Below are 26,619 nucleotides of genomic sequence, written 5' to 3' on the forward strand. Positions count from 1 at the left end.
ACTTCCAATGAAATCAACTATTTTCCGCCTTCCGTCTCTGAAGCTGCAACTGGGTGCCGGTGCCCTGGCCTTGCTGAGCTTTTTCAGTGCTGCTGTCGAATATCAGCCGAATTTTAAAGGCACTGAAATCACTGAATTTATTAATATTGTCGGCAAAAATCTGAACAAAACTATCATTGTCGACCCGCAAGTGCGCGGCCGGATCAATGTGCGGTCATACGAAATGCTCAATGAGCAGCAGTATTACCAGTTTTTCCTCAACGTATTGGAAGTCTATGACTTCTCGATCGTCGAGATGAAAAGCGGTGTGCTGAAAGTCGTGCGGCAAAAAGACGCCAAAATGTCGAACATCCCGGTAGTCAGTGACAACAATGGTGGCGTTGGCGACGAAATGGTCACCCGCGTGGTGCAGGTCAAAAACGTGTCGGTGCGCGAGCTAGCGCCGCTGCTGCGTCAGTTCACTGATCAGGCCGGTGGTGGTCATGTGGTGAACTATGATCCGTCAAACGTGATCATGATGACCGGTCAGGCCGAAGTAGTGAACCGGCTGGTGGACATTATCCAGCGCGTCGATAAGGCTGGTAATCAGGATATCGAAATCATCCGGCTGAGCTTTGCTTCTGCCGCGGAAGTGGTGCGCATTTTAGATAATATCTATAAAAAGCAAGGGCAAGGCGACCAGCCTGAATTCCTGATCCCGAAAATTGTCGCCGATGAGCGCACCAACAGTGTGATTGTCTCCGGCGAATTACAGGCGCGTCAGCGCGTGTCAGAAATTGTCAAACGCCTCGATGCCGAACAGGAAAGCCAAGGCAATACCCGGGTCTATTACCTGAAATACGCCAAGGCGGAAGATTTAGTCAAAGTGCTGCAGGGCGTGTCGAACTCGATGGTGGCGGCGGCCAATTCTGCCCAGACCCAACAAGCGGCGCAAGGTGGCGGTAGCTCGCGCGGCAGCAACCGTGAAGTCAGTATTGAAGCGCATACCGAAAGTAACTCGGTGATTGTCACGGCGCAGCCGGATATGTTGCGCAACCTCGAAGATGTGATCCGGCAGGTGGACATCCGCCGCGCGCAGGTACTGGTCGAAGCCATTATTGTTGAAGTCGGTGAAACCGCCGGCATTAACCTGGGAGTGCAGCTGATTTCGGCCGAAGGCGGGATCACCCAGTTTAATAATGGTGTGGTACCAGTGTCTTCAGTGGCGGCAGCAGCGGCGTCAGCCCGCAAAGTGACGCCGCAGCCACGCGTGGTGCAGTCTACTATTCCTGGTGTGCCAAGTACGACAGTGCAAGACGCTGATACTCCGGGTGATTACACGGCTTTGGGTACAGTATTAGGCCAGGTTAGTGGTGCGATGCTCGGTGTTGTCAAAGACGATTGGGGCGCGATTATTCAGGCCGTCAAAGCCGACACTGACTCCAATATTCTGGCCACGCCGCATATCACCACGCTGGATAACCAGGAATCGTTTTTTATCGTCGGTGAAGAAGTACCGGTTGAAACGACGACCAGCCCAGGCCAAAACGGCAACAGTCCTTTTACCACCAAAGATCGCAAAGAGATTGGTATCAAACTGAAAGTCACACCGCAAATTAATGAAGGCACTGCAGTGCGCCTGACTATCGAGCAGGAAGTCTCCAGCCGCGCCGGGACTATTGACGGTGACCTGATTATCGCGAAACGTGAAATTAAAACCACAGTGATGGCTGACGATGGCGCCACGGTAGTGCTGGGTGGTCTGATTGACGAAGACGTGCAACAAAGCGAATCCAAGGTGCCATTACTGGGTGATATTCCGGTCTTAGGCCATCTGTTCCGTTCCACCAGCAGCAGCAAGAAAAAACGTAATCTGATGGTGTTTATCCGGCCGACCATCATGCGCGATGGTGGTGTGATGAATGAAGTCAGCCAGCGTAAGTACAACTACATGCGTGCGCAGCAGCTAAATAAACAAGACAATGGCGTGTCGCTGATGCCAGAAACCGACACTCCGGAAATGCCGGTATGGGGCAAAGACAAAACCTTGCCACCGGAAATTCAGCAACGACTGGAGCAGATGGATAAAGGCGATACCAATCCGCCGAAGGGTGATCAGCCAGAGGGCAACCAATAAATGGCCGCGGTCGACCTGCCGGAAGGCAACCCCCGTGTCCGGCTGCCGTTTGGTTTTGCGAAACGACACAAAGTCTTGCTGCAGGCCGGCACTGCCGGTCAGTGGCAGTTGCTGATCTCCCCGGACACACAACCAGCGGCACTGCTCGAGATCCGTCGTTTGCTGAATCAGCCATTTGTTATTCAGCGGATGAGTGCGGTGGAGTTTGAAGCCATGCTGGAAGCCGCTTATCAGCGTGATTCCAGTGAAGCGCAGCAAATTATGGAAGACATCGGCAATGAGGTGAATCTCGCATCTCTGGCTGACGAAATTCCGGAAACTGAAGACTTACTGGAAAACGAAGACGACGCGCCGATCATTAAGCTGATCAATGCGATGCTCGGTGAAGCCATTAAACTCGGCGCTTCCGATATTCACGTCGAGACTTTTGAAAAAGCCTTAGTAGTGCGGTTTCGCATCGACGGTGTGCTGCGCGAAATGCTGCGGCCAAACCGCAAGTTGTCGAGCCTGCTGGTGTCGCGGATTAAGGTTATGGCGAAACTCGACATCGCGGAAAAACGCGTGCCGCAGGATGGCCGGATTAGTCTGCGCATTGCTGGCCGCGCTGTGGACGTGCGGGTGTCGACGATGCCGTCGAGCCATGGCGAACGCGTGGTGCTGCGGTTACTCGACAAAAACAATTCGCACCTGAATCTTGCCGATTTGGGCATGACATTGTCGGTGCAACAAGCATTTGCCGAGCTGATTTTAAAACCACACGGCATCATTTTGGTGACCGGGCCGACCGGTTCCGGTAAATCCACCACCTTGTACGCTGGCCTGACGGATATCAACACCAAAGATCGCAATATTCTGACGGTGGAAGATCCGATTGAATATGAACTGGAAGGCATAGGCCAAACGCAGGTCAACACCAAAGTCAGCATGACTTTTGCCCGCGGCCTGCGCGCGATCTTACGGCAAGACCCGGATGTGGTGATGGTCGGTGAAATCCGCGATCTGGAAACCGCACAAATTGCGGTCCAGGCCAGCTTAACCGGTCACCTGGTATTGTCGACGCTGCACACCAACACCGCGTCCGGTGCTATCACCCGGCTGGAAGATATGGGTATCGAGCCTTTCCTGTTATCGAGCAGTTTACTCGGCGTGCTGGCACAACGACTGGTGCGGACTTTATGCCCGCACTGCAAACAAAGCCACGAACCGGATAAAGAAGAACGCGCACTGCTGGGCGTGAAAAAAACCGACGCCGCGCCGATTTTCCGCGCCATAGGCTGTGACCAGTGCAACCAGACCGGCTATCGCGGCCGGACCGGTATTCATGAGCTGATCGTCGTCGACGAACATTGCCGTGAGCTGATCCACAACGGCAAAGGCGAGCAGGCGATTGAAAAATATATCCGCAGCCAGAGCCCCAGTATCCGTCAGGACGGTTTTTCCAAAGTGCTGGCCGGCATTACCACGCTGGAAGAAGTACTGCGTGTCACGCGTGAGGATGCATAGTGGCGGCTTTTGAATATCAGGCGCTGGATGCGCGTGGCAAATCAAACAAAGGTGTGCTGGAAGCGGATAACGCCCGGCATGCCCGCCAATTGCTGCGTGAGCGTAAGCTGACGCCGGTCAGTATTGAATTGGCGTCGCAGCAGGAAAAAATCATTGCCAGCGGCCGTAACTGGCTGCAAAGCGGCATCAGTGCGTCAGATCTGGCGCTGATCACCCGGCAAATTGCCACGCTGGTGGAAGCGGCATTGCCGATTGAAAACGCCTTGCTGGCGGTGGCGGAACAATGCGAAAAACCGCGGCTGCGCAACATGATGATGGGCGTACGTTCCAAAGTAGTGGAAGGCTACAGCCTGGCCGAAGGTTTAAGTGAATTTCCGTACGTGTTTGACCATTTATTCTGTTCAATGGTAGCTGCCGGCGAAAAGTCGGGTCATCTGGACGCAGTATTAAACCGGTTGGCTGATTACACCGAACAACGTCAGCATATGCGCAGTCAGCTGATGCAGGCGATGTTGTATCCGGCCATCCTGACCTTTTTCGCCGTCGCCGTGATCAGCATCCTGCTGGCATTAGTGGTGCCGAAAATCGTTGAGCAATTCGACCATATGGGCCAGTCGTTACCGGGTTCCACATTGTTTTTGATTGCCGCCAGTGAATTTATCCGCAGTTATGGCCTCTACCTCGTGGTGTTGATCATGCTGGCGGTGACCGCGTTGAAACGCGCGTTACGCAAACCGGCGCTGAAACTGAAATATGATCGCGGCATCTTGCGGATGGGCTTGATTGGCAAGGTCGCCCGTGGCCTGAATACCGCCCGGTTTGCCCGCACCCTCAGTATTCTGAATGCCAGCGCAGTGCCATTGTTAGAGGCGATGCGGATCAGCGCGGATGTGCTGGACAACAGCTATATGAAACAAATGATCGCTGAAGCGACCGGCCGGGTGCGCGAAGGCACATCATTGCGCGCTGCGTTGGATCAAACCAAATTATTCCCGCCGATGATGTTGCACATGATTGCCAGCGGCGAAAAAAGCGGACAGCTGGACGGCATGCTGGAGCGTGCGGCCAATAGTCAGGATAAAGAATTTGAAACCCTGGTCACTGTCTCGCTCAAAGTGTTTGAGCCGGCGCTGGTCGCGGTGATGGCGGGCATGGTGCTGTTTATTGTGATGGCGATTTTGCAGCCAATCCTGGCCCTGAACAATTTAGTAGGAGGAGGTTAATACAATGCAACGTTCACGTGGTTTTACCCTGTTAGAAGTCATGGTGGTTATCGTTATTCTGGGCATTATTGCCAGTATGGTCGTGCCCAACCTGATGGGGAATAAAGAGCAGGCCGACAAACAGAAGGTCGTGGTCGATATTCAGCAACTGGAGAATGCGCTGGATTTATACAAGATGCAAAACGGCTTTTATCCGACCACAGAACAAGGCTTACAAGCGTTAACCACGCAGCCGACGTCTGAGCCAATGCCACGGCAGTACCCGGAAGGTGGTTATATCAAACGTCTGCCGAAAGATCCGTGGAATGGTGAGTATCAACTGGCCAGCCCGGGTGAAATGGGCAAAATCGATATTTTCTCGGCCGGCCCGGATCGCGCCGCTGGCACTGAAGATGACATCGGTAACTGGAATCTGGATGGTGGCCAAGAGCCGCAAAACTAATGAAGATACGCCGCGCCGGAGGATTTACCCTGATTGAAGTGTTGCTGGTGATCCTGTTAATTGGATTACTGGCGGCCACAGTGGTGTATTCCTTCAGCGGCGAAAGCCGGTCACAAACGCTTGGCAAAGAGACCGAAAAACTACAGGCCCGTATCCAGCTGGCGGCTGAGCTGGCGATGTTGAAAAACGTCGAGCTTGGGTTGTTTATCGATGATAAAGGCTATCGGTTTATGCTGTTTGAGCAGGATAAATGGCGCACTATCCGTGAGCCTAAAGCACTGGCGCCATATGAGTTTAAACCCGGATTCAGTGCCAAAATCGAGTTGGAAGGCTTGGAATGGGCCGAGCAGAATCTGCTGAGCCGTGCCGAGTTTGAGCCGGAAGATGATGGCTTGTCCGAAGCCAACAGCTTTGATGAGCTGGAAGTGGAAAAACAGCTGGCGGAAGAACAAAAACAGCAGGTCGAAGCTGACAAAGAGCGGGCCGACGGCAAAGTGAAAAGGCCGAAAAAACGTCAAACCGGCATTCTGACCACGCCGCCGCAGAAAAAAGACCCGCGCTATCCGACAGTATTTATTTTATCCAGTGGTGAAATCAGCCCCTTTTTACTGGAGCTGATTGAAAACACTGAACGGCCAGCACTGAGCCAAAGTCTCAAAGCGGTATTCAGTATTCCACTGGAGCGGGGGCAGATTGAACAAACGCGTTAATGGCTTCACGCTGATTGAACTGATGATCGCGATGGCGGTATTTGCCATCGCCGGCGTTGCCGTGATGCGTGCGACGACGGAACATATCCGCGCCATGGGCATGATCGAAGAGATGACGATGGCCGGTTACGTCGCAGAAAATCAATTGCAACTGGCAAGGTTGGAGACGCGCTGGCCACCGCAAGCGCGGGACGGCGAAGCAGAAATGGCCAAAAACCGCTGGAAATGGGTGTTGGAAGTGGTCGAAACCGACGATGCTGAATTTCGCATGTTAAAAGTCACGGTGCGGCCGCTGGAAGAGCCGGAGCGCGTAGTGTCAACGCTGCAGACCTTTGTCGGACGGCAACGTGAACAATAATCGCGGTTTTACTTTTATTGAGATGCTGCTGGCTGTGGCGATTTTTGCTCTGGTCGGCCTGGCCTCTGTCGCGGTGCTCGACAGTGTTACCCGCAGTGACGAAGCGTCGCGTGCCGGCACATTGCGGCTACAGCAGCTGCAGCGCGCGATGATGTTGTTAGATCGTGATTTCTGGCAAATCAGCGCGCGGCAGATCCGGGTCAATGGGGAAGCGCCGGTGGCACAAACGCTGGCCGGCGCGGTGAACTGGATTGAAAGCGACGACGATGGCATCACCTTTAGTCATGCCGGCTGGACCAATCCGGGCATGGTGCTGGCGCGCAGCGAAGTACAGCTGGTTGGTTATCGTTTAAAAGAGCGGCAGCTGCAACGGCTGTATTATTTGTACCCGGATGCGGTGACGGGCACTGAGCCCAATGTACAGCCGTTACTCGACGACATCGATGAGCTGAAATTCCGCTATCTGATCAAAGAAGATGGTCAGGAACAATGGAAAGAATTCTGGGACCAGGCGAACTGGCCACTGGCAGTGAAAATGACCTTCAAATCGCCACAGTTTGGCACTATTGAACGCGTCTTCAGTTTGCCGCTGCGGGAGGCCAGATGAAGTCGCTGAATCGCCGGTCACAGCGCGGCGTGGCGTTGATCGCTGTAATGATGGTGGTGGCATTTGTCGTGCTGATCGCCGTCAGTATGAGTGGCCGCTTGCAGCTGGAGCTACAACGGCAGATTAATTTACAGCAGCGCCAGCAAGCGATTTGGCTGGCATTGGGTGCCGAACAATTTATCCAGCGGCTGCTGAAGAAATCGGCGGCAGGCAAAGATACGGTCAACCTTAGTCAGGAGTGGGCGACGCAAGGCGCAGTGTTCCCGGTCGAACAGGCGACGATCAGCGGCACTGTCACCGATCTGCAGGCTTGTTTTAACTTAAATTCGCTGCGACCTGTGACGGGCAATACTCCGGGCGGTGGCACAGATCCAAATAGCGACCAAAATCCAGATAACAATAACGGTCGTGGTGCTGGTGCGCAAAATGACGCGGAAAAAAAGGCTGAGGGGAATACTAACCGAAACCCGAATCAGCAATCGCCGGCGCAACAGGCCTTCTTAAGACTGCTGGAGCAAAACGCGGTGGAACTGTCGATGCCGCCAGATTATCTGGTGGCGCGGGTCGCAGACTGGCTGGATGCTGACAGCACACTACAAAGTGCCGGTGGCGCCGAAGAAAACGATTATGCCGCGCTGGAGTTGCCGTATTACAGTGCGAACAGTCTGATGGTCAGCAAGTCAGAACTGCGGGTGATTCTGGATATGACACCGGCCGACTATGCTTTGGTAGCACCGTTGGTTTGTGTGATCCCGCAAGTCGGAACCTTGCAGATGAACGTGAATACGATGACAGAACAACAAGCGCCGGTGCTGGCTGCGTTAATTCCGGGGCTGACCGAAGACGATGCAAAATCGCTGATTAGCAACAGACCGGAAAAGGGTTACGACAGTGTTGATGACTTTTTCAGCAGCAACAGTTCGGTATTCACGCAAACACCCAGTGCGGAAGTGAAAACGTTGTTTTCGGTAAAATCTGAGTATTTTCAGGCAGAGATTAGTATTGATACTGCCGACAGTAATTTTAGTTTGACCAGCCTGCTGAAACTTGAAGATGATCAGGTGCAGGTGGTCGCGCGGCGCTTTGGAGGCCCTGGGTGAGTGAACAATTAATCATCAGACTTGGCAGCACGCCACAACAACCACTGTGGTGGCTGATTTGGTCGGCAGCCGCAGCCGAAGTCATTGCGTCCGGTGAACTGGCGGATGCCACTGAGCTGACAGGGTTGGCGGAACGCATTGGTGTGGACCGGCCTTTAACTGCATTGTTGCCTGCCTGTGATGTGGTCCTGAAAGAAGTGGCGCTGCCTGGCAAGCCAACCCGGCAAATTTTGCAGGCGCTGCCGTATATGCTCGAAGAAGAGCAGGCTGAAGATATTGAGCAACTGCTGGTATTACCGGCACAGACCGTGCAACGGGACAGTCAATATCTGCAACAAGTCGCGGTAGTCCGGCGTGGTTTGCTGGAGCAATGGCTGAGCCTGTTACAGCAGGCTGGTTTTACACCGCGCCGGTTATTACCTGATGCATTGTTGTTGCCTGTGCTGGAACAGCCGGTAGCGCTGCAGCTGGGTTCACAATGGTTGTTACGTCAGGGCGAATGGCAGCTGAGTTGTATTGATGACAGCTGGTGGCCGGATTATTTGCAGCTGGCAGCACTGCCAGAAGTACTGAGCTACAGCCCCTGGCCTGAACACTGCGCGGCACAGCCACATCAGCTGGCTCCGGCTGAATTGCCACTGGCTTTGCTGGCGCAACAACTTGATGTGGTGTCGTTTAATTTGCTGCAAGGTGCTTATGCACCGAAAAAAGCCAGCAACAAACATTGGGCACAGTGGCGGCTCAGTGGCAGTCTGGCAGCGGCCTGTGCGGTACTTTATCTGACGGTGGTTGGCGTTGAGGCCTGGCAATTTAGTCGTCAGGCGGACCAGGCCCGCACAGAGGCCAGCGCTTTGTATAAGCAACAGTTCCCGACTGAACGCGTGGTCAACCTGAAACGTCAGGTCGAACGTAAACTGGCAGCCAGTGGGGCGCAAGGTCAGCACAGCTTGACGGTCTTGTTAGGAAGTGTCGCGCCAGCGCTCGGCGGCACTGAACCAGTCCTGCTGAACAGCCTGAAATATGAAAGTAAAAAAGCTGAGTTAAAGTTACTGGCGACCGCCGCCAGTTTTCAGCGCTTTGAAGCGTTAAAAGCGCAACTGCAACAGCAAGGTTTTCAAGTGGATCAGGGCGCATTAAGCCAGATCGAAGGCAAAGTGCAGGGCACACTGACGCTGCGGAGTAAATCATGAAAGCAGTTTTATTATGGTGGAGCAGCCTGCAACGGCGCGAACAGCAACTGGTCAGTATGCTTGGGGTCGTTGGTGGCATCGGTCTATTTTATGCGCTGATCTGGGCGCCTTTGCATCAGACGCGTGAAAGTCAGCAACTGGCCGCAACGACGGCATCCGAACAGCTAGTCTGGCTCAAAGGCAAGTTACCACAACTGGCAGCGGCTCCTGCCACTGGTGCTGGTGGCAGTCTGAATGACAAAGTTTCGCAGACCAGCCGGCAATTTCAGATCAACGTCAGCCGGATGCAGCCGAAAGACGAGCAACTCGACCTGATGCTGGAAGATGTCGCCTTTGAACAACTGCTGCGCTGGTTGCAGCTGTTGCAGGGTGAGCATGGTGTGCAGCTGGTGCAGCTCGAAGTGACAGATACGGATGTACCGGGTGTCGTGCGGGTGCGCCGGCTGGTACTGGAATAAATGGATCTGAGATCACAAGTCTTGGTATCAATCGGTTTGTGACAAAACCAGCACGGGATAAGAGTACATTTGATGAAGAAGTTGTGGTTTATTGTCATCGGCGCGCTGGCCTATTTGTTGTTTATGGCGGTGCTGACGCCGGCGTCGGTCTGGTTAAAACTGGCGCCGCTGCCACCTGAAGTGCAAATCGGCAAAGTTCAGGGCAGCCTGTGGCAAGGTCAGATTGACGCCGTTTCGCGGCCGCCGGTTTACCTGACCAACGTGCGTTGGCAGCTTGATCCGGCCAGCCTGTGGCGTGGACAATTAGGCGTGCAGCTGTCGGCCGGTGATGTCAAAGACGACAGCCAGCCGTATCTGCAGTTACAGGGCAGTATCAATCCAGCCAGTTATGCGTTGCAACAAGCCACAGTGCGCTGGCCGATTGGCGGCATTATGCAAAATCTGCAGTTGCCAATGCCGGTCGACGCCAGTGGCGCTATCGTTCTGAATATCAAAGAGTTTGCCAAAGGTGAGCCTTATTGTGCCAGTTTAAATGGTGCAGCCAGCTGGCAACAGGCACGGTTTAAATCGCCGATTGGCTGGTTGGATCTGCGTCAAATCGATGCAACACTCAGCTGTGAACAAGGCAACCTGCGGCTGGTGACAGCCCCGGACAATCCGCTGGCTCTCGCTGTAACCGCCGACGTGATGGCGGGCCGGTATCAGTTAGCCGGCACGTTAAAACCAGATGCGTCTTTACCAAAAGAAGTGCATGACGCGATGCGATTTGTGTCGCAGCCGGATGCCGAAGGGCGTTACACCATCCAGTTCGGTGGTCAGATCCGTACGCAGTAATGCGCCTTAACACAGCAAAACAAAGCCAGCTTATGCTGGCTTTGTTGTTTCTGTGGCAACGCTTTAACGTGCTGTGACGGGCGATGCCAGTATATCTGCCACTAGATCACGATAATCAATAATCGCCGGGAACTCATCGATGTGCCGCACCGGCTGCTGGCTGTCCGGGTTGGCCACGGCCAACAGATGACCGATACCAAATTGCTGTGCGGCATGTAAAATCGGCAAGCTGTCGTCGACAAACAAGGTGCGTTTGGCGTCAAAGCCGAGTCTGGCCTGCAGCTGTTGCCATAACTCCTGTTGTTCTTTGGTCACGCCAAATTCATGTGTTGAGATCAGCTCATCAATATAAGTCGCCAATGGCGTCAGTTCGACTTTCAGTGACAGACTGTCGGGGTGAGCGTTCGTTACCAGCACAATGCGGCGACCACTTTGCTGCAGTGCCTGCAAAAACGGTGGTGTATCTGCGCGCATGGCGATTTTGTCGCTGATCTCGCGTTTGAGCGCGGTGATCGGTAAATTCAGCCGGCGTGTCCAGTAGTCGAGGCAATACCATTCAATTTTCCCGTGTAACACAGCATATTCAGCTCTGAGCGTGGCGCGCGCCTCGGTTTCGGCAATACCGGTCAATTCACTCCAGCGTTTTGGCAAATGCTCCAGCCAAAAATGGTTATCAAAATGCAGGTCGAGCAGAGTGCCGTCCATATCCAGTAAAACAGTGTCGATCGACGACCAATCCAGCATAGGTTTTTCCATCTTTCCGATTTATAGTAGTGCAGGCAAAGTGAAGTGCCATTGTAGCAGAGGCAAAGCTATGGCGGAAAAACCGCAATCCAGGCAAAAACCGCGCATTCTGGCGCAGGACATCGTGGCACAAAGTCGCCTGTTTAAAATTGAGCAGGTGCAGCTGCAATTCAGTAACGGTGAAGAACGTTTATTTGAACGGATGCGTGGCTCAGGTCGCGGCGCTGTGATGGTGGTGGCTTGCCCGGACCCACAACATTTTTATCTGATCCGCGAGTATTGCGCCGGCACCCACGACTATCAGCTTGGGTTCCCCAAAGGGCTGATTGACCCGGGCGAAACCGCATTACAGGCGGCCGATCGTGAATTAAAAGAAGAAGCCGGTTTTGGCGCCACCCTGCTGCAGGAGCTGCGAGCTGTGGCGCTCGCCCCCGGATATTTTAATGCTACAATGCAGATTGTGCTGGCCACCGGCCTTTATGCCGAACGGCTGGAAGGTGACGAGCCTGAACCTCTGGAACTGGTGCTATGGCGCTGGGATCAGCTGGACGAGCTGCTGGCACAAGCGGATTTTACTGAAGCGCGCAGCGTGGCCGCCTTATTCCTGGCCCGCAAATATCTGGACAGCCACCCTGATGTTTTTAAGTAAACTGCTCGAACCGGTCAAAGCCACGGCACAACAAGCCGGAGAACGTCTCTGGCAAATGTATCTCAGTGGCGATGTGCAGACCGAAATTAAAGCCGACAGCAGTCCGGTGACATCGGCCGATCACGCCGCCAATCAGATTATTATTGAACAACTGACCGAGCTGACGCCGGATATTCCGGTGATCTCGGAAGAAAGTCATTTGGTGCCGCTGACGCAGCGTCAACACTGGCCGCGTTATTGGCTGATTGATCCGATGGACGGTACTCAGGAATTTGTCGCCCGCAGCGGCGATTTCGCCGTCAGCATTGCGCTGGTTGAACATGGCTGGCCTGCACTTGGCGTGATTTACTGGCCAAAAGAACAAATCTGGTATTACGCCACCCGCGGTCGTGGCGCTTTTAAACAACAACGCAATCTGATCAATCATATTCAGGTCCGGCAACATCAACAGGGTGATCCGCTGCGAATTGCGGTCAGCCGTCGCCAACCGCAGCATCTGATCAGTGCCTTGTTGGCACCGATGCAACAAGCTGAATTTATCGCGCTCGGTAGTTGCTCACTGAAAAGTTGTCTGGTTGCTGAAGGCGGGGCCGATTGTTACATGCGGCTCGGTCCGACCGGCGAATGGGACACCGGCGCAGTGCATATCATTGTGGAAGAGGCCGGTGGCCGTATTCTCGACAGCCAGTTTTTCCCGCTCAGTTACAATCAACGTGAAACCTTGGCCAATCCGGATTTTATGGTGATAGGGCAGTCCAGCGTAGCCTGGCGCGACCTTATCCAGCCACATCCGACTCCACGGCAGATAACCGACTGACTTCGTGTAGTGTTGGTTGCTGGCGTTCCAGTTGCTCATGCCAGTGACTGGCTGGCGCTGGCCGGCCAAACAAATAACCCTGCATCAATGGAAAGCCCAGTTTAGCGAGAAATTTGCGCTGGATATCGGTTTCCACCCCTTCCGCCACGGTCGTCAGATTCAGCGCCCGCGCCAGCTGTAACGTGGTATGTAACACTTTTACTTGCTGACGGTGATGCGGGATCGCGGCGATAAAACGCCGGTCGATTTTCAGCGTATCCGCTGGCATATCGACTAATTGGCTCAGCGACGCGTGACCGGTACCAAAATCGTCAATGGCGATACTGAAGCCATATTGGCTTAACGCGCGCAGCCTTGTGTGCAGTGCGGCTTGTTGTGTTGCGAAATGCGTTTCGGTGATCTCCAGCTGCAGCCGCTTAGTCAGCCACGGATAAAACGCACTTTGCGCCAGCAAATGGGCAAAAAAGCTATCGTCGAGTAATTCCGGGCCGGCCAGGTTAATAGCGATCGGATAAAACCAGCGTTGTTGCTGCCATTGCGCCAGAATGTCGATAGTCATCTCCAGCACCAGCTGACTCAGCGCTTTGATACAGCCATGTTGTAACGCCAGTTCAATAAACAGATCCGGCGCTATCCACTGCCCCTGATGTTGCCAGCGGCACAAAGCTTCAAAGGCTTTGATCTGTCCCTCACCATTCACTTTGGGTTGTAAAAACAACTGCAACTGGCGCTGACGGATCGCATCCTGTAAGGCATTGGCCAGCGCATAGGTTTGTTGCAGCTCTGCGGCTTGCTCCGGCGCAAACTGCACGATAGGTACGTTGTTGTCGGCCTGTTCCAGCGCAATCTCGCACTGTTCCAATAAAGTCGCTGCATCGGCAGTGCCTTCACTGAGGCAAAACCCCAGCTGATAACGCAGTTGGACTTGCTGACTGCCAATCATCAAGGTTTCCGGCAGTTGCTGGTACATGGCTTCTGCTTGTTGCGCCGGGCTTAGTGGCTCTGGCTGGACCGGTAACAACAGGCCAAACTTGACGCCACGCAAACGTCCGAGTAAGGCATCAGGCCGCAGCGATTGCCGGCATTGACTGGCGAATTGTTGCAATACCTGGCTGCCAAATTCATAGCCAAACTGTTGATTCAGCGTTTTGATATGACAGAGCCGGATAATCACACAAAGCTGAAATGGCCACGGTTGTGCTTTACTCAGCCGCTCATCGGCCTGCTTGCGGAAAAAACTGGCTTTGGGTAAACAGGTCAGCCGGTCATACAGGTGCCAGACATTCTGGTGCTGCTGATCAAGTTGTAGTTTCAGCTGATGCATGGCGGTGACATCCTGCAGCTGCAAAACATGATGATGCTGACGCGTGCGTACCATATGTTTCAGCTGTAAATGCCGGCCCGGCTGATTGCGGGCGATACAAGGTAAATCCTGCGCCAGCCAGAAGGCGCTGCCTGGGGTGTCCTGTTCCGGGATCAGCACCTGGCTCAAATAGCCATGGTTATCCGCTTCAATACCCAGCCACAGACAAGCTTTGGTATTGGCTTTGATGATCCGGCCATTGCTGGCACACAACACAGTTGCTTCGCCGTTGTTTTCAAACAGTTCGGCATAAAAATCATGACTTTGTGACAGCTGCTTGTGGGTTTGCTGCAACTCACTGCTATGACGCTGGATCGTACGGATAATGCGCGCCGACGCCAGCGGCAGGCACAGATTAAAAAACAGGAATATTAAGCCATGCAAGTAAGCATGGGTCGACGGCAGGGAAATCGAGAAATCGAACAATGCGGGTAATGGCTGGTTATATAACAAAAACGCAAACGGGATAAAATTCAGCAGCATCAGCCCAACCATGACCCGCAACGGAAAAAACATCAGGGCAATGGTCGGCAGCGCGTATAAAAACACAATGCCAAGTTTTGCCATTTCGAAATCAGGATTCAGCAACACAATGGCAAGGCCGGCGCAGACCACCAGCAGCAGAAAACCAACGGCACTGAAGCCAAGCGCCGGTTTGGAGCGGCGTAACAACAACAGCAACGCCAGATAAAAGCCTGAAGTGATAGCGATGATATGGTAAGCCCCAAGTTGCCAGGCTTGCCACGAGCTATGCAGACAAATTACCAGCACCAGCAATAAGCCAGACAGCACCATGATGCGGAATACACTAAGCTGCCAGTTATCCGGGCTGGCCGTGGCTAAATCAGCGGGAGTCAGTTTGAGGTAATGACGCAAGGCGCGCAGCACAACTTAAATCCTTGCCAGATGAATATTGTATCCTGAACAGGCACAATACCAAAGTTAGCCAGCTATCAGCAACAGATTGCTAATCTGTTGCCGGATCATTTTGCAATAAATGCTGATATTGCTGCCGGGTTAACAAATCTACCGATTCATGCAGTTCTGAATACAGGATCAGCACCTGGCCCTGCTGAATTTGTTGTAACACAGCATTGGCTTTGTCGGCTAATGACACTTCTTCATCACCATAATCGGTGCCTTCACGCAGTACATAGCTTTCGATCAGACGATGTAAGGTTTCGCTGTTTAATTGCTGCCACGGGATGAGCATCAGATCTGTTCCTGTTGAGAATGCTTCGTGCCGAACCACTGCGGGATCACTTGTTCCAGCCAATATTCGGGTCGCCAGGGCGTACCAGAGAGAAATCCGACATGACCGCCATGGCGGCTCAGATGTAACTGTACCTGCGGCGGTAAATGCTGCGGGATCACTGCTGCGGCCAGAAATGGGTCGTCCTGGGCGTGGATCAACAATAACGGACATTGCACCGCAGGCAGGAAATTTAACCCGCTGCAGCTTTGGTAATAATGTTCGGCATCGCGAAAACCATGCAATGGGGCCGTTAAGCAGTTATCAAACTGGCGGATACTGCGAATGTTACGGATGTCAGCCGCACTGATCGGTAGCGGAAAATCAGCATGCGCCACCAGTTTACGTTGCATCGTACCTTTGAGCCGGCCGAGCAGATAACGCTGATAGACTTTGCTGAAGCCCTGATTGATGCGGTCACTGCTGGGTGCTAAAGCCAGCGGCGCGCACACTGCCACGGCGGCACTCAATAGATTTTGGCTGCCGCTTTCGCCACAGTATTTCACCAGGACATTGCCGCCAAGCGAAAAGCCGATGGCCATAAAACGACGTGCTGGATAGCGTTGGCGGCATTGTTGCAAAAACAGCGCAAAGTCGGCGGTGTCACCGGAGTGATAGGCGCGTGGTAACTTATTCGCTACCCCATTACAACCGCGAAAATGCATCAGGACCACGCCATAGCCTTGTTGCTGCAAGCTATGAAACATGCCACGGATATAGTGGCTGCTGATATTGCCCTCCAGCCCGTGTAACAAGATGACTAAAGGTTTGCTGCAGTCTTCGGCATTCAGACTCCAGTTCAGCTGCAGTTCGTCCCGATCCGGCAATTGCAGGATCTCTACCCGTGTATTGAGCGCACGACGCGGCGCCAGATATTTAGCCAGAATAGTTTGCAGGTGCGCGTTACGCAGGCCTAAGGCTGGTTTAAACGGGGGGAGCGGCTGATGCGCAGTTCCGGCTTGCAATTTTTAACTCCTGCTACAACAATGGTTTTTTAACTGTTCGGACCAGAATAATGCAAAGACGACAGTTTATCATGCTTGGCCTTGGTGCGGGTGTCAGCCTGAGTCTGGGACTGACTTTATATCCGGTGCTGCAAAGCACAGAGGCCAGCCGCAATGATGCCGCAACGCTGGTGCTGGATGCTCTGTTGCCGGTGTTGTTGCAAGGCGCTTTGCCAGCTGATGCAGCAGAGCAGCAAGCTGCTTTGCGCCGCAGTCGCGACGCGGTATTGCAGTTCCTGCCCTACCTTCCCAGAAGCCAGCAACAACAACTGCAGCAACTGTTTTTAGTGCTGCAGGAGCGACTTGGTCAACTGGCGCTGACCGGGCACTGGCTGAGTCTGAATGAACTGCCGATCAGCAGCCGGTTGCAAATACTGACCAGCTGGCGGGACAGTTATCTCGCTACTTTGCAGCAGGCCTATCATGGTCTGCGCGAATTATTGTTAGGCGCCTATTATGGTCAGCCACAGCATTGGCCGGCGTTACAATATCAGCCGCTGGAGTTTAACCCCTATGAATGATCCCATTGCTGCAGGACTTGCCCGTGGCTGGTCACATATTGATGCCAGCACGCTGCGTACTGATCAGGAATTCGACACTGACGTGGTCATTATCGGCACTGGCGCTGGTGGTGGTATTGCGGCGGAGCTGCTGACGCAGGCTGGTTTTAAAGTATTAATGCTGGAGCATGGTGCTTTGTATTCCAGCAGTGATTTTCGCCAACAAGAACGCTGGGCCTATCCGCAGTTATATCAGGATGGCGCCGGCCGTAAAACTTTGGACCAGGCCATTTCGATTTTGCAGGGCCGTACGGTCGGTGGCTCCACCACGGTGAACTGGACCACATCGATCCGCACTCCTGGCAACACGTTAAAATACTGGGAACAGGAGTTTGGGCTGGATTTTGCCAGCACTGGCAGTCTGGAGCCGTTTTTAGATCTTGCCACAGGCCGACTGAACATCCGCGAATGGGCACTGACTCCGAATCACAACAACGGCATCTTACAACGGGGTTGCCAAACCCTGGGTTGGGATTACACCGTGATCCACCGCAATGTCAAAGGCTGCGCCAATACCGGTTATTGCGGCATGGGTTGTCCACTGAACGCCAAACAATCGATGTTAGTGACGACGATCCCGATGGCGCTGGATGCCGGCGCCACGTTAATCAGCCGGGTGTCGGCGCGTGAATTAGTCTGGCGCGGTGATCAGGTGCAGGAATTGTGGGCAGTGCCGGTTGATGCGCAGTTTCAGACCGACCCACGGCTTAAAATTCGCATCCGGGCGCGGCATTACCTGCTAGCCGGCGGTGCAATTAACAGTCCGGCGCTGTTATTGCGCTCAAAAGTGCCAAATCCATCCGGCAGGCTGGGGAAACATACTTATCTGCACCCAAGCGTAATCTCTGGTGCCTTGTTTGGCGAAGCGGTGCATGGGGAGAAAGGCGCGCCTCAATCAATATATTCCGACCAATTTGTCTGGCCAACCGAGGCACAGATTGGTTTTAAACTGGAAGTTCCGCCCTTACATCCAGTGTTGATGGCGAGCAAACTGACCGGGATTGCGGAATCGCATGCAGACCTGATGCGGCAGTTTAATCACCTGCAAGTGGTGATTGCCTTGCTGCGTGATGGTTTTCATCCGGAGGCGCAGGGTGGGGCAGTACAACTCGACAGTTTTGGTGAACCCCAACTGGATTATCCATTGACCGACTATCTGTGGGATGGCGTACGCCGGGCTTATCTGGCGATGGCTGAATTGCAGTTTGCTGCCGGAGCCAGTGCTGTCCTGCCGATCCATAACGACGCGCGTTTGTATCAGAGTTGGCCGCAAGCGAAAGCCGCGATCGCGGAACTTCCATTGCAGCGTTATCGCGCAACTTTAGCCTCAGCCCATGTGATGGGCGGCTGTAATATGAGTGCGGATCCGGCAACAGGGGTGGTCGACAGCTTCGGCCAGCATCAGCAACTGAAGAATCTGACTATTTGTGATGGCTCGATTTTGCCAAGCAGTTTGGGCGCCAATCCACAATTAACGATTTACGCGTTGAGCTGGCGGATTAGTATGGAGCTGATAAAAAAACTGTCGGTGTGAATGCTCATACCGACAGCAACATTGGCAAAGAGTTCGGGCCAAAAGGCGCGTCGGACCTGACGGGAACGTTGCGCAGTCGTACAAGTGACGAGAGAACACAGCAGGATAGAATTTACCGCGCTACAGCGTAGCGCAGATTAATCGTTCGGGCCGGCATGACTGATTTTGTACATAAAATACACAGCGTAAAATGTACAAAGTCCCAACACAATTGCCAGACCAGTAAAAGAAATGAAAATGACAGGGTCATTCATAAATTCGTGCCACAGGTTCATGATGTTTGCCTCCATTGACTTGATGAAGACAGTCTAGTCAGCGTAAGGCCGTCAAACCCTGATGCAGATCAAGCTTTGGCGGGGTCAAAAGGCTGTAATAGCCCCAGTTGCAACAGTGCTTGATCCAGATCAAAAGCCAGTTGCTGTTGGATAGGCGCAGGCACTTGATGGCTATCCAGATACTGCTGACGGACTGTGGTGGCAAGCACAGTGCAGTGAGCTTGATCCGCACAGCACTGCACCAAGGCACGCTGTTCCAGTCGTTCTGCCGTTAGTTCTGTTGCCAGCAGTTGTTGCCGCAGTTGCGCCAACAATGGGTCGGTTGGCTTGTCTTTCAGCTGACGACTTAAATCACGCCGCAGCTGGCGGATTTGTTGTGTCGTCAGATGCTGTGGACTTAACCCTTGCATCAACACTGGCAGCGGCGCCAACACATGGCGCCAGGCGGTCAGTAGCAACACATTGATATTACAGTTGTATTGGTCTTGTAACGCTAGTAGTTCAGTCTGCAGCAGCGGGTACAGCGCCAGACTGAACTGCCAGAACTGTTCTGCGTGATCGCTCTCTGACGGGGACTCAGCCGACCGCTTTGCAGATGAGCTGTTGTCAGCTGACACCTTTTCAATTGACACCATTGGCCTGCCAAAAATTTTCGGTTTTCAGTTCGAGCTGTTCCTGTGCTTCAAACCAGGCCAGTTCCACATCGGCTAATTCGCCATTCAGCTTGGTTTGTTCCGCCAACAGTTTAGTCAGCTCAGCTTTACGCGCTGCGTCATACAGGCCAACATCGGCCAGATCGGTTTCAATGGTATTGAGCCGCGCCTGCAGTTTTTCCTGTTGTTGTTCCAGCTTTTCAATTTGCTGTTTCAGTGGCCGCAGCAGGTTTCGCAGGTCTGCTTCCAGCCGTTTCTGGTCCTTACGCTGCTGCGCCACCGGCGCTTCACCATTGGCTGGCTCGGCTTTTTGCTGCTGCAGTTTGCTGTCGTTTTGCAGCCACTGGTAATAGTCTTGCAGGTCGCCGGTAAAAGGCGCGACTTTGCCATGCGCCACCAGATAAAACTCATCAGTGGTCGAGGCCAGTAAATGCCGGTCGTGCGACACCACAACAATCGCACCTTCAAAACCTTGCAGCGCCATTACGATAGCTTCGCGCATGTCGAGGTCGAGGTGGTTGGTCGGTTCATCGAGTAATAACAGATTCGGCCGCTGATAGACCAGCAAGGCCAGGACCAGCCGGGCTTTTTCGCCGCCGGAAAAGGGACCGCACGGTGCCAGGGCTTTATCACCATGAAAACCAAAACCGCCAACGAAATCGCGCAGGCTCTGTTCGGTTGCCTGCGGAGCCAGCCGCACTAAGTGTTGCAGCGGTGAATCCTGAGGCCGCAGTGTTTCCAGCTGATGCTGGGCGAAATAACCGATACTGACGCCATTGGCGTACCATAAGTCACCCGCTTGCGGCGGCATGGCGCCGGATAGCAGCTTAATCAGCGTTGATTTACCGGCACCGTTCCGACCCAATAAGCCAATCCGGCTGCCCGGCAATAACTGGAAATTAATCTGTTGCAGGATGGATGTCTCGCCATAACCGGCGCGGACGTTTTCCAGTTTCAGTAACGGATTCGGTAACGCCCGCGGCGGCAGGAATTCGAACTGGAATGGCGAATCGACATGGGCCGGTGCCAATAAAGTCATGCGCTCCAGCGCTTTGATCCGGCTTTGCGCCTGCTTCGCTTTGGTAGCCTGGGCGCGGAAACGGTCAATATAAGACTGCAGGTGTGCAACCTGCCGTTGTTGTTTTTCAAACATCGACTGCTGCTGCGCCATTTGCTCAGCACGCTGGCGTTCAAACTGACTGTAGTTACCGCGGTACAGATTCAGTTTTTGATTGTCGATGTGGACAGTGTTGTTGATCACCGCATCAAGGAAATCGCGGTCATGGCTAATCAGCAATAAAGTGCCGTCAAAATTACTCAGGTACTTTTCCAGCCACAACACGGCATCTAAATCGAGGTGGTTGGTTGGTTCATCCAATAACAATAATTCGGCGCGTTGCATCAAAGCCCGCGCCAGATTGAGCCGCATCCGCCAACCACCGGAAAATGACTTCACACTATGTTGTTGCATCTCACCACTGAACCCAAGACCGTCCAGTAACGTACCTGCTTTTGCTTCTGCACGATAACCGTCCAGCGTTTCTATCTGATGATGCACTGCGACTAAATCGGTGTCGGCGGCAGCATGGCGGACCATCAGTAACAGCGGAAACAGCAGTTCATCGCCTTGCAGTACATAATCCATCGCGCTGATGTCAAGTGCCGGAGTTTCCTGCGCCACTGTCGCGATAGTCCAGCTGGCCGGGATGCTGGCGCTGCCGGCATCGGGCTGCAGTTTGCCTTGTAACATCGCGAACAATGATGATTTGCCACAGCCGTTGGCGCCGATAATGCCGACCTTTTGCCCCGGAAATACGGTAAGATCGGCGTCAAGTAATAATGCCTGCGCGCCACGGCGCAATTCGATGTTCTGAAGTTGGATCATAAAACCATACCCGTCGGAAGAGGCTGCTAATGTAATCGGAAAGGCCCGGCAAACCAAGTATTGCCGTGGTTTTCCCTCAGCGGAGACACAGAAACTGATGCAAAGCCGGAAAAAAAAGCGTTTTATCGCCGGGGCCAGCTGCCCGAAGTGCAAAGCCACCGATACCATGATGTTGTTTCTGGATAACAACGTCGAGAAAGTAGAATGTGTGCATTGTGGATATCAGATGGCTCAGCCGGGAGCGGCTGTCGAGAAGGCATCCCGGCCGGCTGAGACTGTCATTGGTGTCTTTAAGCCGGAATAATGCTGAGCTGCCGTCGTTAATAATGCGGCGGCAGCGGTTCTTCATCAGTGCGCAAAATACCGCTGTCACTGCTACCCTGCAGTTTTTCAGCCAGGATCAGGACGTGGCGCTGAAGTTTTTCGATACGACGCTGATGTTCCAATAACTCATTATTTAATGCCTGCAAGGTGTCTTCCTGAAAAGCCAGTTTGCTTTCCAGTTCGAACACTTGCTGCTGCAACTGCTCATGACTGTCGTGAGTGTTTGTCATGGTTTGAACTCCCAGTATTCGGCCAGACCACTGGAACTCAGGGTCAGCACCTGCCCGTTATTAAGCAGGGCGACATCATACACCACTGCGCCCGGTGGTTTGGCATATGGTGATGGACTGACGGTCCAATCTTTGACTTTTTGACCGGTCTGCACGTTCCAGATGGTCACGCGCTGGGATGGCGAACCGGTCAGCAGCCATTTGCCGTCACTGCTAAAGCGTGCCGTACTAAAGACACGGCCACGATCTAACTGCAACCGGCTGAGCAATCGGCCTGTTTTCAACTCGATGATCTGTGCCTGTTGCAGGCTGTCTGCGCTAAACAGAAAGCGGCCTTGTGGGTCAAGAGCAACCCGGGTGACCCGGTTTGGATGTGAAATACTTTGCAGGATTTGCGCGCTGTCGGTATCCCAGAAGTAGCTATGCAGGTCGCTGCTGCCGGTCAAAGCATAACGACCATTCGGTGAAATCGCGACCGCATTGATGTTCTCGCTATGACCTTGAAACTCGAGCCGGCGACCACTTTTCAACGTGATATGCTGAATTTTGCCATCACTTTGGCCAATCAGCAGGTGGCGGCCGAAGTCTGACACGGCAATGTCGCGGATGGTGACGCCCGACTGCATAGCCCAGAAGCCAAGGTTCTTCCCATCCTGCATATCCCAAAGCGCCGCGTTAGCGGGATCGGCACTGAGCAGATATTTGCCGTCGGCACTGAATACCAGGTGTGTGACCAGGTTTTGGGTTGGATCGCCATGGCTCAGGCGGAATTTTGCCTTCGAAGTGTTGGTATCCCAAATCACAATTCCAGAGGTAAGGCTGCTAACCGCGAGTAACTGGCTGGTCTGGCTGATAGCGCCTGCAACTGTACCTTCCGCGCTGATCGCCTGTTGCCGGAGCAAATCTTTGGGAACTTCTGTGCAGCTTACCAGCCAAAAGCTGAGAAAAACGGCCAGATATTTAGATCTAAGTGTTAACGTCATCCGCACAAGCCTGTAGTATAGCCGTGGTTGAAGGGTAGTCCTTTCTGTTTATCACAACACAATTTTGCAGTGAAGTCTGCAGTTTATTTGGAGAGTAAAATGCGCGTAGCAACGAAGGTGTCACTGATCGCCGCCGCCCTGATTTCATTGTCGGCCTGTCAGAAAGAAGCTGCTGAACCAGCTGCACCAAAGCTTGATACCGACAGCGCCAAACAGTCTTATGCACTGGGTCTGTCTGCCGGTAAATACCTGAACAATGCGGTTGAAGAACATAAAAAATTAAACCTGACACTGGATGCAGCGTTGATCCTGCGCGGTGTGCAGGATGCAGCAGGCGGTGGTAAACCAGCGCTGGCTGAAGAAGAAGTTCAGAAAATTTTGACTGCACTGGATGAGCAATTCCGCAACAAACAAGCTGAAATGGCGAAAACCAAAGCGGAAGAAGCTAAAGCCAAAGGTGTTGCTTTCCTGGCTGAAAACGCCAAAAAAGCTGGCGTAACTACCACTGCATCTGGCCTGCAATATGAAGTGATCACTGCGGCAGACGGCGCCAAGCCAAAAGCTGAAGACACAGTCAAAGTGAAATACAAAGGCACTCTGACTGACGGTACTGAGTTTGACAGCACCGAGAAAAACAACAACGGCGAACCAATCGAATTCCCGTTAAACCGCGTGATCAAAGGTTGGACTGAAGGTGTTCAGCTGATGGGCGTTGGTTCTAAGTTCAAGTTCACTGTGCCGTCAGAGCTGGCTTACGGCGAGAATGGCATGGGTCCAATCCCGGCGAACAGCGTACTGGTGTTCGAAGTTGAGCTGGTTGGTATTACTGCTCCTGAAGCCGCGCCAGCAGGCGAAGCTGAAAAAAAGTAGTGATTGCGACACCCTATAAAACGCAATAAAGCCGGCAATGCCGGCTTTTTCTTTACTGCAACATCACGAATCGCATTTTGCCATGCAATTCAGGCGGAGACGCCTTGGGTATGTTTCAGGAATAACGTCTGAATTAGTTCATCTTCCAGGCTAAAGCGTTCTTCCAACGCTTGTCCCAGTTGAGATAAATCTGCATCAAATGCAGTCAGTGTCTGACCTGCGCTTTCATCGGCAAATTTATCATTGAATTCCAGCGCCAGATCGGTCGATGCTGCAATTTTAGGGCACAAAGCTTCCGCCAGTGACTTGCTGTGCGCACCATTGATCGCACATTGCGATACGATCTGGTCATAAACTTCAAAATGACCTGCCGACAAATAATCCATCAGCAGCTGACAAAAATGCTGAATTTGTTGCTGTTCAGGCAACTGCTGGTCTGCGTTTTGTTTGTCAAAAGGGGGTAATGCAGCGAGTTTGCAATAACAGACGATGAGTTGCTGCCGCTCTTCCAGCCAGTTATCAATCGCTGTCAGAGAGCCTCCCCATTGCTGCCGGGCACTCTGTAGCCGGTTGTACATAAGCGGTTCCTTGTAAATCTTAACCTGTCTGATATTGCTAATAAAAAGAATTCTGCAATAAAGATCAACACATTTTTTCATTGGTCGGTGCAGTCTGTGCCGTTATCATGGCATGGTTCTTCTTCTTGTTTCAAAAGGGTATACACATGTTGAAACACAGTCTGACCCTGAGCAGTGTGCCACAGGCTCATTGGTTTGTCGTGTGCCAGGGTAAGTTATGGTTGCCACAAGCGCAGATACCATTTGGTCATTGGGCGGATCTTGGTTTGTCTGAACCAGAACAGCTCTGTCAGATTGGCGAGTGGCAACAACATCCATGTGTGCTGGCGGTGTATCAGGACCAACTGACTGAGCCAGAACTGTGGCAAAACGCCCGCATGTTGCTCGTTCATCCCGAGCCACACTGGTTTGAGCTGGCGGCAAGAGCTACCCAGCTGGCGTTATTTATCCAAACCCATCGCTATTGCGGGCAGTGTGGTTGTGCGATGCGATTGGTTAGTTGGGAGTTAGCGATGTTATGCCATCAGTGTGGCCATCGCGCTTATCCGCGTATTTCGCCTTGTGTATTGGTGGCCATTCGCAAAGACGACCAGATCCTGTTAGCGCGTTCCAGCCGGCATAAACCAGGTTTTTTTTCGATCCTCGCTGGTTTTGTGGAATCCGGCGAAACGCTGGAACAGGCCGCTGTGCGGGAGGTGGCAGAAGAAGTGGGTGTCCAGATTGGTCATTTACGTTATGCCGGCAGTCAACCCTGGCCATTTCCGCATTCGCTGATGATGGGTTTTTATGCAGATTATGTCGGTGGGGAGATTGTTTGTCAGGAAGACGAAATTGCCGAGGCAGACTGGTTCAGACTAAATGAATTGCCTGAAATACCACCAGAACAGACGCTGTCGGGTCAGATGATCCGTTATTTGCAGCAAGAGTTTGATAAAGCTCAGTAAAAATACTGGCAAAACCAAATAAAAAAGCCACAATTGTGGCTTAAGTTTAAGTTGCGGGCCCGTATAATCGGGCTCTTCGTTGTAATTTTCTTCACTAGCGCGCCAGTTTTATACCAAATCGTCTGCAAGGCTGGCAAGTGTAGAAATGCAGAAAAACAGAATTATTTTCATTAAATTGCAAAGATAGTGTGCTGGCAGCGTTGCTGCTAGAATGACAGAACTCAGTATGACGGTAGAGCAAAGATGCAGCTAAAAAACGATCGGTACTTAAGAGCCCTTTTAAAACAACCAGTTGATCGCACGCCGATTTGGATGATGCGTCAGGCCGGACGTTATTTGCCAGAGTATCGGGCGACCCGTGCCCAGGCCGGTGACTTCATGTCGTTATGTAAAAATCCGGAACTGGCCTGTGAAGTCACATTGCAGCCGCTGCGTCGCTACCCATTGGATGCCGCAATTCTGTTCAGCGATATCCTGACCATTCCCGATGCTATGGGCATGGGTTTGTATTTCGGTGAAGGTGAAGGTCCGAAATTCACCAAACAACTCAGCGATTTTATGGACGTGGTGCAACTGCCGATTCCAGATCCGGAAGTTGAATTGCGCTACGTGATGGATGCGGTACGCACTATCCGCCGCGAGCTGAATGGCGAAGTGCCGTTGATCGGTTTTGCCGGCAGTCCGTGGACGCTGGCGACTTATATGCTGGAAGGCGGTAGCAGCAAAACCTTCTCAAAAATCAAAAAAATCATGTATTCGGAGCCGGAAGTTATCCATATCCTGCTGGATAAACTGGCGCAAAGTGTGATCTTGTACCTGAACGCCCAAATCGCCGCCGGTGCACAGGCTGTGATGATTTTTGATACCTGGGGTGGGGTACTGACGCCTAATTCTTATCGTGAATATTCTTTAAGTTACATGCAGCAAATCGTCGACGGGTTGACGCGTCAAGTCGATGGCACGCCAGTACCAGTCACGTTATTCACCAAAAACGGTGGTTTGTGGCTGGAAGAAATTGCCGCCACAGGCTGTGATGCAGTTGGCCTGGACTGGACCGTCGATATTCGTTCAGCACGTCAGCGTATCGGTGACAAAGTGGCATTACAGGGCAATATGGACCCGGCATTTTTGCTGGGTACGCCAGAACGCATGCGCTTAGAAGTTCAGGCAATTCTGGACGGATATGGCCAGGGTTCTGGTCATGTCTTCAACCTGGGCCACGGCATTACTCCTGATGTTGATCCGGAAAAAGTTAAATTTTTTATTGAAGCTGTGCAGTCATTCAGCCGCACTTATCACCTCGATAACAATATCTAAGCGATTGTAAATAAACAGAAAAGCCAGTCATTCGACTGGCTTTTTGCTTTTTGTTGCTGCAATTACACCGTCTCTGGTCACCGCTTATTTTTCACC

Annotated in this window: 29 protein-coding genes; 19 read left to right on the plus strand and 10 right to left on the minus strand. The window is 52.7% G+C overall.

The features are described 5' to 3' along the window. Positions 1 to 7 precede the first annotated feature (7 nt). From gspD to ACQ66Q_RS15075, 11 genes are all read left to right on the plus strand, one after another. Positions 8 to 2,116 (plus strand): type II secretion system secretin GspD, encoded by a 2,109-nt coding sequence (gene gspD / locus ACQ66Q_RS15025; RefSeq protein WP_430457549.1) that lies wholly within the window; start codon positions 8 to 10, stop codon positions 2,114 to 2,116. Further along, the gene (gspE, locus tag ACQ66Q_RS15030) at positions 2,117 to 3,619 is read left to right on the plus strand and encodes a type II secretion system ATPase GspE (RefSeq protein ID WP_430457550.1); all 1,503 of its coding nucleotides are present in this window, start codon (positions 2,117 to 2,119) and stop codon (positions 3,617 to 3,619) included. Continuing rightward, complete coding sequence (gene gspF, locus ACQ66Q_RS15035; RefSeq protein WP_377248748.1) at positions 3,619 to 4,842, plus strand: type II secretion system inner membrane protein GspF; 1,224 nt, start codon at positions 3,619 to 3,621, stop codon at positions 4,840 to 4,842. Before gspE ends, gspF begins: the two co-directional genes overlap by 1 nt. 4 nt (positions 4,843 to 4,846) lie before the next feature. Continuing rightward, positions 4,847 to 5,284: a type II secretion system major pseudopilin GspG gene (gene gspG, locus ACQ66Q_RS15040; protein ID WP_430457551.1), complete on the plus strand. Its 438-nt coding sequence runs from the start codon at positions 4,847 to 4,849 to the stop codon at positions 5,282 to 5,284. Beyond that, entirely contained in the window at positions 5,284 to 5,994 is a 711-nt protein-coding gene (locus ACQ66Q_RS15045; protein ID WP_430457552.1) for a prepilin-type N-terminal cleavage/methylation domain-containing protein, read from the plus strand. Before gspG ends, ACQ66Q_RS15045 begins: the two co-directional genes overlap by 1 nt. Then, the gene (gspI, locus tag ACQ66Q_RS15050) at positions 5,978 to 6,352 is read left to right on the plus strand and encodes a type II secretion system minor pseudopilin GspI (protein WP_430457553.1); all 375 of its coding nucleotides are present in this window, start codon (positions 5,978 to 5,980) and stop codon (positions 6,350 to 6,352) included. The genes ACQ66Q_RS15045 and gspI overlap by 17 nt, the downstream gene beginning before the upstream one ends. Then, positions 6,342 to 6,959, plus strand: coding sequence for a type II secretion system minor pseudopilin GspJ (gene gspJ / locus ACQ66Q_RS15055; RefSeq protein WP_430457554.1), 618 nt, complete (start codon positions 6,342 to 6,344; stop codon positions 6,957 to 6,959). The genes gspI and gspJ overlap by 11 nt, the downstream gene beginning before the upstream one ends. Further along, complete coding sequence (gene gspK, locus ACQ66Q_RS15060) at positions 6,956 to 8,059, plus strand: type II secretion system minor pseudopilin GspK (protein WP_430457555.1); 1,104 nt, start codon at positions 6,956 to 6,958, stop codon at positions 8,057 to 8,059. The genes gspJ and gspK overlap by 4 nt, the downstream gene beginning before the upstream one ends. Further along, positions 8,056 to 9,249: a type II secretion system protein GspL gene (gene gspL, locus ACQ66Q_RS15065; RefSeq protein ID WP_430457556.1), complete on the plus strand. Its 1,194-nt coding sequence runs from the start codon at positions 8,056 to 8,058 to the stop codon at positions 9,247 to 9,249. Before gspK ends, gspL begins: the two co-directional genes overlap by 4 nt. Beyond that, on the plus strand, positions 9,246 to 9,707 hold the full coding sequence (gene gspM / locus ACQ66Q_RS15070; protein WP_430457557.1) for a type II secretion system protein GspM: 462 nt from the start codon (positions 9,246 to 9,248) through the stop codon (positions 9,705 to 9,707). Before gspL ends, gspM begins: the two co-directional genes overlap by 4 nt. Before the next feature lie 72 nt (positions 9,708 to 9,779). After that, positions 9,780 to 10,541: a type II secretion system protein N gene (locus tag ACQ66Q_RS15075; RefSeq protein ID WP_430457558.1), complete on the plus strand. Its 762-nt coding sequence runs from the start codon at positions 9,780 to 9,782 to the stop codon at positions 10,539 to 10,541. Between the two features lie 63 nt (positions 10,542 to 10,604). Here ACQ66Q_RS15075 and yrfG read toward each other — a convergent pair whose 3' ends face one another. Continuing rightward, positions 10,605 to 11,297 (minus strand): GMP/IMP nucleotidase, encoded by a 693-nt coding sequence (gene yrfG / locus ACQ66Q_RS15080; protein WP_430457559.1) that lies wholly within the window; start codon positions 11,295 to 11,297, stop codon positions 10,605 to 10,607. 58 nt (positions 11,298 to 11,355) lie between these two features. Here yrfG and nudE point away from each other — a divergent pair, with 58 nt between their 5' ends. Next, positions 11,356 to 11,934 (plus strand): ADP compounds hydrolase NudE, encoded by a 579-nt coding sequence (gene nudE / locus ACQ66Q_RS15085; RefSeq protein ID WP_430457560.1) that lies wholly within the window; start codon positions 11,356 to 11,358, stop codon positions 11,932 to 11,934. Next, complete coding sequence (cysQ, locus tag ACQ66Q_RS15090; protein WP_430457561.1) at positions 11,921 to 12,751, plus strand: 3'(2'),5'-bisphosphate nucleotidase CysQ; 831 nt, start codon at positions 11,921 to 11,923, stop codon at positions 12,749 to 12,751. Before nudE ends, cysQ begins: the two co-directional genes overlap by 14 nt. Here cysQ and ACQ66Q_RS15095 read toward each other — a convergent pair. The 3 genes from ACQ66Q_RS15095 to ACQ66Q_RS15105 all read right to left on the minus strand — a co-directional run bounded on the left by ACQ66Q_RS15095 (position 12,711) and on the right by ACQ66Q_RS15105 (position 16,331). Further along, positions 12,711 to 15,002 (minus strand): putative bifunctional diguanylate cyclase/phosphodiesterase, encoded by a 2,292-nt coding sequence (locus ACQ66Q_RS15095; RefSeq protein WP_430457562.1) that lies wholly within the window; start codon positions 15,000 to 15,002, stop codon positions 12,711 to 12,713. The genes cysQ and ACQ66Q_RS15095 overlap by 41 nt on opposite strands. Before the next feature lie 79 nt (positions 15,003 to 15,081). Continuing rightward, positions 15,082 to 15,327, minus strand: a complete 246-nt coding sequence (locus ACQ66Q_RS15100) for a YheU family protein (RefSeq protein WP_430457563.1) — start codon at positions 15,325 to 15,327, stop codon at positions 15,082 to 15,084. After that, positions 15,327 to 16,331 carry a hydrolase gene (locus tag ACQ66Q_RS15105; RefSeq protein ID WP_430457564.1) on the minus strand — a complete coding sequence of 335 codons (1,005 nt, stop codon included), beginning with the start codon at positions 16,329 to 16,331 and terminating at the stop codon, positions 15,327 to 15,329. Before ACQ66Q_RS15105 ends, ACQ66Q_RS15100 begins: the two co-directional genes overlap by 1 nt. Positions 16,332 to 16,381: 50 nt before the next feature. On the opposite strand from ACQ66Q_RS15105, the gene ACQ66Q_RS15110 reads away from it, so the two are divergent. Then, positions 16,382 to 16,891, plus strand: coding sequence for a hypothetical protein (locus ACQ66Q_RS15110; RefSeq protein ID WP_430457565.1), 510 nt, complete (start codon positions 16,382 to 16,384; stop codon positions 16,889 to 16,891). Next, positions 16,884 to 18,464 carry a GMC family oxidoreductase N-terminal domain-containing protein gene (locus ACQ66Q_RS15115; protein WP_430457566.1) on the plus strand — a complete coding sequence of 527 codons (1,581 nt, stop codon included), beginning with the start codon at positions 16,884 to 16,886 and terminating at the stop codon, positions 18,462 to 18,464. Before ACQ66Q_RS15110 ends, ACQ66Q_RS15115 begins: the two co-directional genes overlap by 8 nt. A gap of 137 nt (positions 18,465 to 18,601) precedes the next feature. On the opposite strand, the gene ACQ66Q_RS15120 is transcribed toward ACQ66Q_RS15115, so the two are convergent. The 3 genes from ACQ66Q_RS15120 to ACQ66Q_RS15130 are packed head-to-tail and all read right to left on the minus strand — an operon-like array spanning position 18,602 to position 21,277. Next, positions 18,602 to 18,754 (minus strand): DUF3149 domain-containing protein, encoded by a 153-nt coding sequence (locus tag ACQ66Q_RS15120; protein ID WP_430457567.1) that lies wholly within the window; start codon positions 18,752 to 18,754, stop codon positions 18,602 to 18,604. 53 nt (positions 18,755 to 18,807) lie between these two features. Beyond that, positions 18,808 to 19,374 carry a DUF2390 domain-containing protein gene (locus ACQ66Q_RS15125; protein WP_430457568.1) on the minus strand — a complete coding sequence of 189 codons (567 nt, stop codon included), beginning with the start codon at positions 19,372 to 19,374 and terminating at the stop codon, positions 18,808 to 18,810. Beyond that, complete coding sequence (locus ACQ66Q_RS15130; RefSeq protein WP_430457569.1) at positions 19,361 to 21,277, minus strand: ATP-binding cassette domain-containing protein; 1,917 nt, start codon at positions 21,275 to 21,277, stop codon at positions 19,361 to 19,363. Before ACQ66Q_RS15130 ends, ACQ66Q_RS15125 begins: the two co-directional genes overlap by 14 nt. A gap of 97 nt (positions 21,278 to 21,374) precedes the next feature. On the opposite strand from ACQ66Q_RS15130, the gene ACQ66Q_RS15135 reads away from it, so the two are divergent. Next, the gene (locus ACQ66Q_RS15135; RefSeq protein ID WP_377248691.1) at positions 21,375 to 21,581 is read left to right on the plus strand and encodes a YheV family putative zinc ribbon protein; all 207 of its coding nucleotides are present in this window, start codon (positions 21,375 to 21,377) and stop codon (positions 21,579 to 21,581) included. A gap of 16 nt (positions 21,582 to 21,597) precedes the next feature. Here the strand turns inward: ACQ66Q_RS15135 and ACQ66Q_RS15140 are convergent, their stop codons facing one another. Both ACQ66Q_RS15140 and ACQ66Q_RS15145 read right to left on the minus strand, forming a co-directional pair. Further along, a complete protein-coding gene (locus ACQ66Q_RS15140; protein WP_430457570.1) occupies positions 21,598 to 21,831 on the minus strand; it encodes a SlyX family protein in 234 nt (77 codons plus the stop codon). Continuing rightward, a complete protein-coding gene (locus ACQ66Q_RS15145) occupies positions 21,828 to 22,814 on the minus strand; it encodes a WD40 repeat domain-containing protein (RefSeq protein ID WP_430457571.1) in 987 nt (328 codons plus the stop codon). The genes ACQ66Q_RS15140 and ACQ66Q_RS15145 overlap by 4 nt, the downstream gene beginning before the upstream one ends. 99 nt (positions 22,815 to 22,913) lie before the next feature. Between ACQ66Q_RS15145 and ACQ66Q_RS15150 the strand changes: the two genes are divergently transcribed. Then, a complete protein-coding gene (locus tag ACQ66Q_RS15150) occupies positions 22,914 to 23,684 on the plus strand; it encodes an FKBP-type peptidyl-prolyl cis-trans isomerase (protein WP_377248682.1) in 771 nt (256 codons plus the stop codon). 89 nt (positions 23,685 to 23,773) lie between these two features. On the opposite strand, the gene rsd is transcribed toward ACQ66Q_RS15150, so the two are convergent. Next, complete coding sequence (gene rsd / locus ACQ66Q_RS15155; RefSeq protein ID WP_430457572.1) at positions 23,774 to 24,262, minus strand: sigma D regulator; 489 nt, start codon at positions 24,260 to 24,262, stop codon at positions 23,774 to 23,776. Positions 24,263 to 24,408: 146 nt separating this feature from the next. Between rsd and nudC the strand changes: the two genes are divergently transcribed. Beyond that, positions 24,409 to 25,206, plus strand: coding sequence for an NAD(+) diphosphatase (gene nudC / locus ACQ66Q_RS15160; RefSeq protein WP_430457573.1), 798 nt, complete (start codon positions 24,409 to 24,411; stop codon positions 25,204 to 25,206). Between the two features lie 243 nt (positions 25,207 to 25,449). After that, entirely contained in the window at positions 25,450 to 26,523 is a 1,074-nt protein-coding gene (gene hemE, locus ACQ66Q_RS15165; RefSeq protein WP_430457574.1) for a uroporphyrinogen decarboxylase, read from the plus strand. Positions 26,524 to 26,619: the final 96 nt, after the last annotated feature.

It is taken from the genome of Rheinheimera sp. (genome assembly GCF_965283995.1).
Lineage (GTDB): Bacteria > Pseudomonadota > Gammaproteobacteria > Enterobacterales > Alteromonadaceae > Pararheinheimera.

Excerpts from the sequence above, each read along its gene's own strand:
- ACQ66Q_RS15110 (WP_430457565.1), top strand. The coding sequence starts at position 16,382 with ATGCAAAGACGACAGTTTATCATGCTTGGCCTTGGTGCGGGTGTCAGC.
- ACQ66Q_RS15130 (WP_430457569.1), bottom strand. The coding sequence starts at position 21,277 with ATGATCCAACTTCAGAACATCGAATTGCGCCGTGGCGCGCAGGCATTA.
- gspE (WP_430457550.1), top strand. The coding sequence starts at position 2,117 with ATGGCCGCGGTCGACCTGCCGGAAGGCAACCCCCGTGTCCGGCTGCCG.
- ACQ66Q_RS15075 (WP_430457558.1), top strand. The coding sequence starts at position 9,780 with ATGAAGAAGTTGTGGTTTATTGTCATCGGCGCGCTGGCCTATTTGTTG.
- ACQ66Q_RS15150 (WP_377248682.1), top strand. The coding sequence starts at position 22,914 with ATGCGCGTAGCAACGAAGGTGTCACTGATCGCCGCCGCCCTGATTTCA.
- ACQ66Q_RS15115 (WP_430457566.1), top strand. The coding sequence starts at position 16,884 with ATGAATGATCCCATTGCTGCAGGACTTGCCCGTGGCTGGTCACATATT.
- ACQ66Q_RS15140 (WP_430457570.1), bottom strand. The coding sequence starts at position 21,831 with ATGACAAACACTCACGACAGTCATGAGCAGTTGCAGCAGCAAGTGTTC.
- ACQ66Q_RS15120 (WP_430457567.1), bottom strand. The coding sequence starts at position 18,754 with ATGGAGGCAAACATCATGAACCTGTGGCACGAATTTATGAATGACCCT.
- yrfG (WP_430457559.1), bottom strand. The coding sequence starts at position 11,297 with ATGGAAAAACCTATGCTGGATTGGTCGTCGATCGACACTGTTTTACTG.
- gspG (WP_430457551.1), top strand. The coding sequence starts at position 4,847 with ATGCAACGTTCACGTGGTTTTACCCTGTTAGAAGTCATGGTGGTTATC.
- ACQ66Q_RS15135 (WP_377248691.1), top strand. The coding sequence starts at position 21,375 with ATGCAAAGCCGGAAAAAAAAGCGTTTTATCGCCGGGGCCAGCTGCCCG.
- ACQ66Q_RS15125 (WP_430457568.1), bottom strand. The coding sequence starts at position 19,374 with ATGGTGTCAATTGAAAAGGTGTCAGCTGACAACAGCTCATCTGCAAAG.
- rsd (WP_430457572.1), bottom strand. The coding sequence starts at position 24,262 with ATGTACAACCGGCTACAGAGTGCCCGGCAGCAATGGGGAGGCTCTCTG.
- hemE (WP_430457574.1), top strand. The coding sequence starts at position 25,450 with ATGCAGCTAAAAAACGATCGGTACTTAAGAGCCCTTTTAAAACAACCA.
- ACQ66Q_RS15100 (WP_430457563.1), bottom strand. The coding sequence starts at position 15,327 with ATGCTCATCCCGTGGCAGCAATTAAACAGCGAAACCTTACATCGTCTG.
- ACQ66Q_RS15145 (WP_430457571.1), bottom strand. The coding sequence starts at position 22,814 with ATGACGTTAACACTTAGATCTAAATATCTGGCCGTTTTTCTCAGCTTT.
- cysQ (WP_430457561.1), top strand. The coding sequence starts at position 11,921 with ATGTTTTTAAGTAAACTGCTCGAACCGGTCAAAGCCACGGCACAACAA.
- gspD (WP_430457549.1), top strand. The coding sequence starts at position 8 with ATGAAATCAACTATTTTCCGCCTTCCGTCTCTGAAGCTGCAACTGGGT.
- gspM (WP_430457557.1), top strand. The coding sequence starts at position 9,246 with ATGAAAGCAGTTTTATTATGGTGGAGCAGCCTGCAACGGCGCGAACAG.
- nudC (WP_430457573.1), top strand. The coding sequence starts at position 24,409 with ATGTTGAAACACAGTCTGACCCTGAGCAGTGTGCCACAGGCTCATTGG.
- ACQ66Q_RS15045 (WP_430457552.1), top strand. The coding sequence starts at position 5,284 with ATGAAGATACGCCGCGCCGGAGGATTTACCCTGATTGAAGTGTTGCTG.
- nudE (WP_430457560.1), top strand. The coding sequence starts at position 11,356 with ATGGCGGAAAAACCGCAATCCAGGCAAAAACCGCGCATTCTGGCGCAG.
- gspK (WP_430457555.1), top strand. The coding sequence starts at position 6,956 with ATGAAGTCGCTGAATCGCCGGTCACAGCGCGGCGTGGCGTTGATCGCT.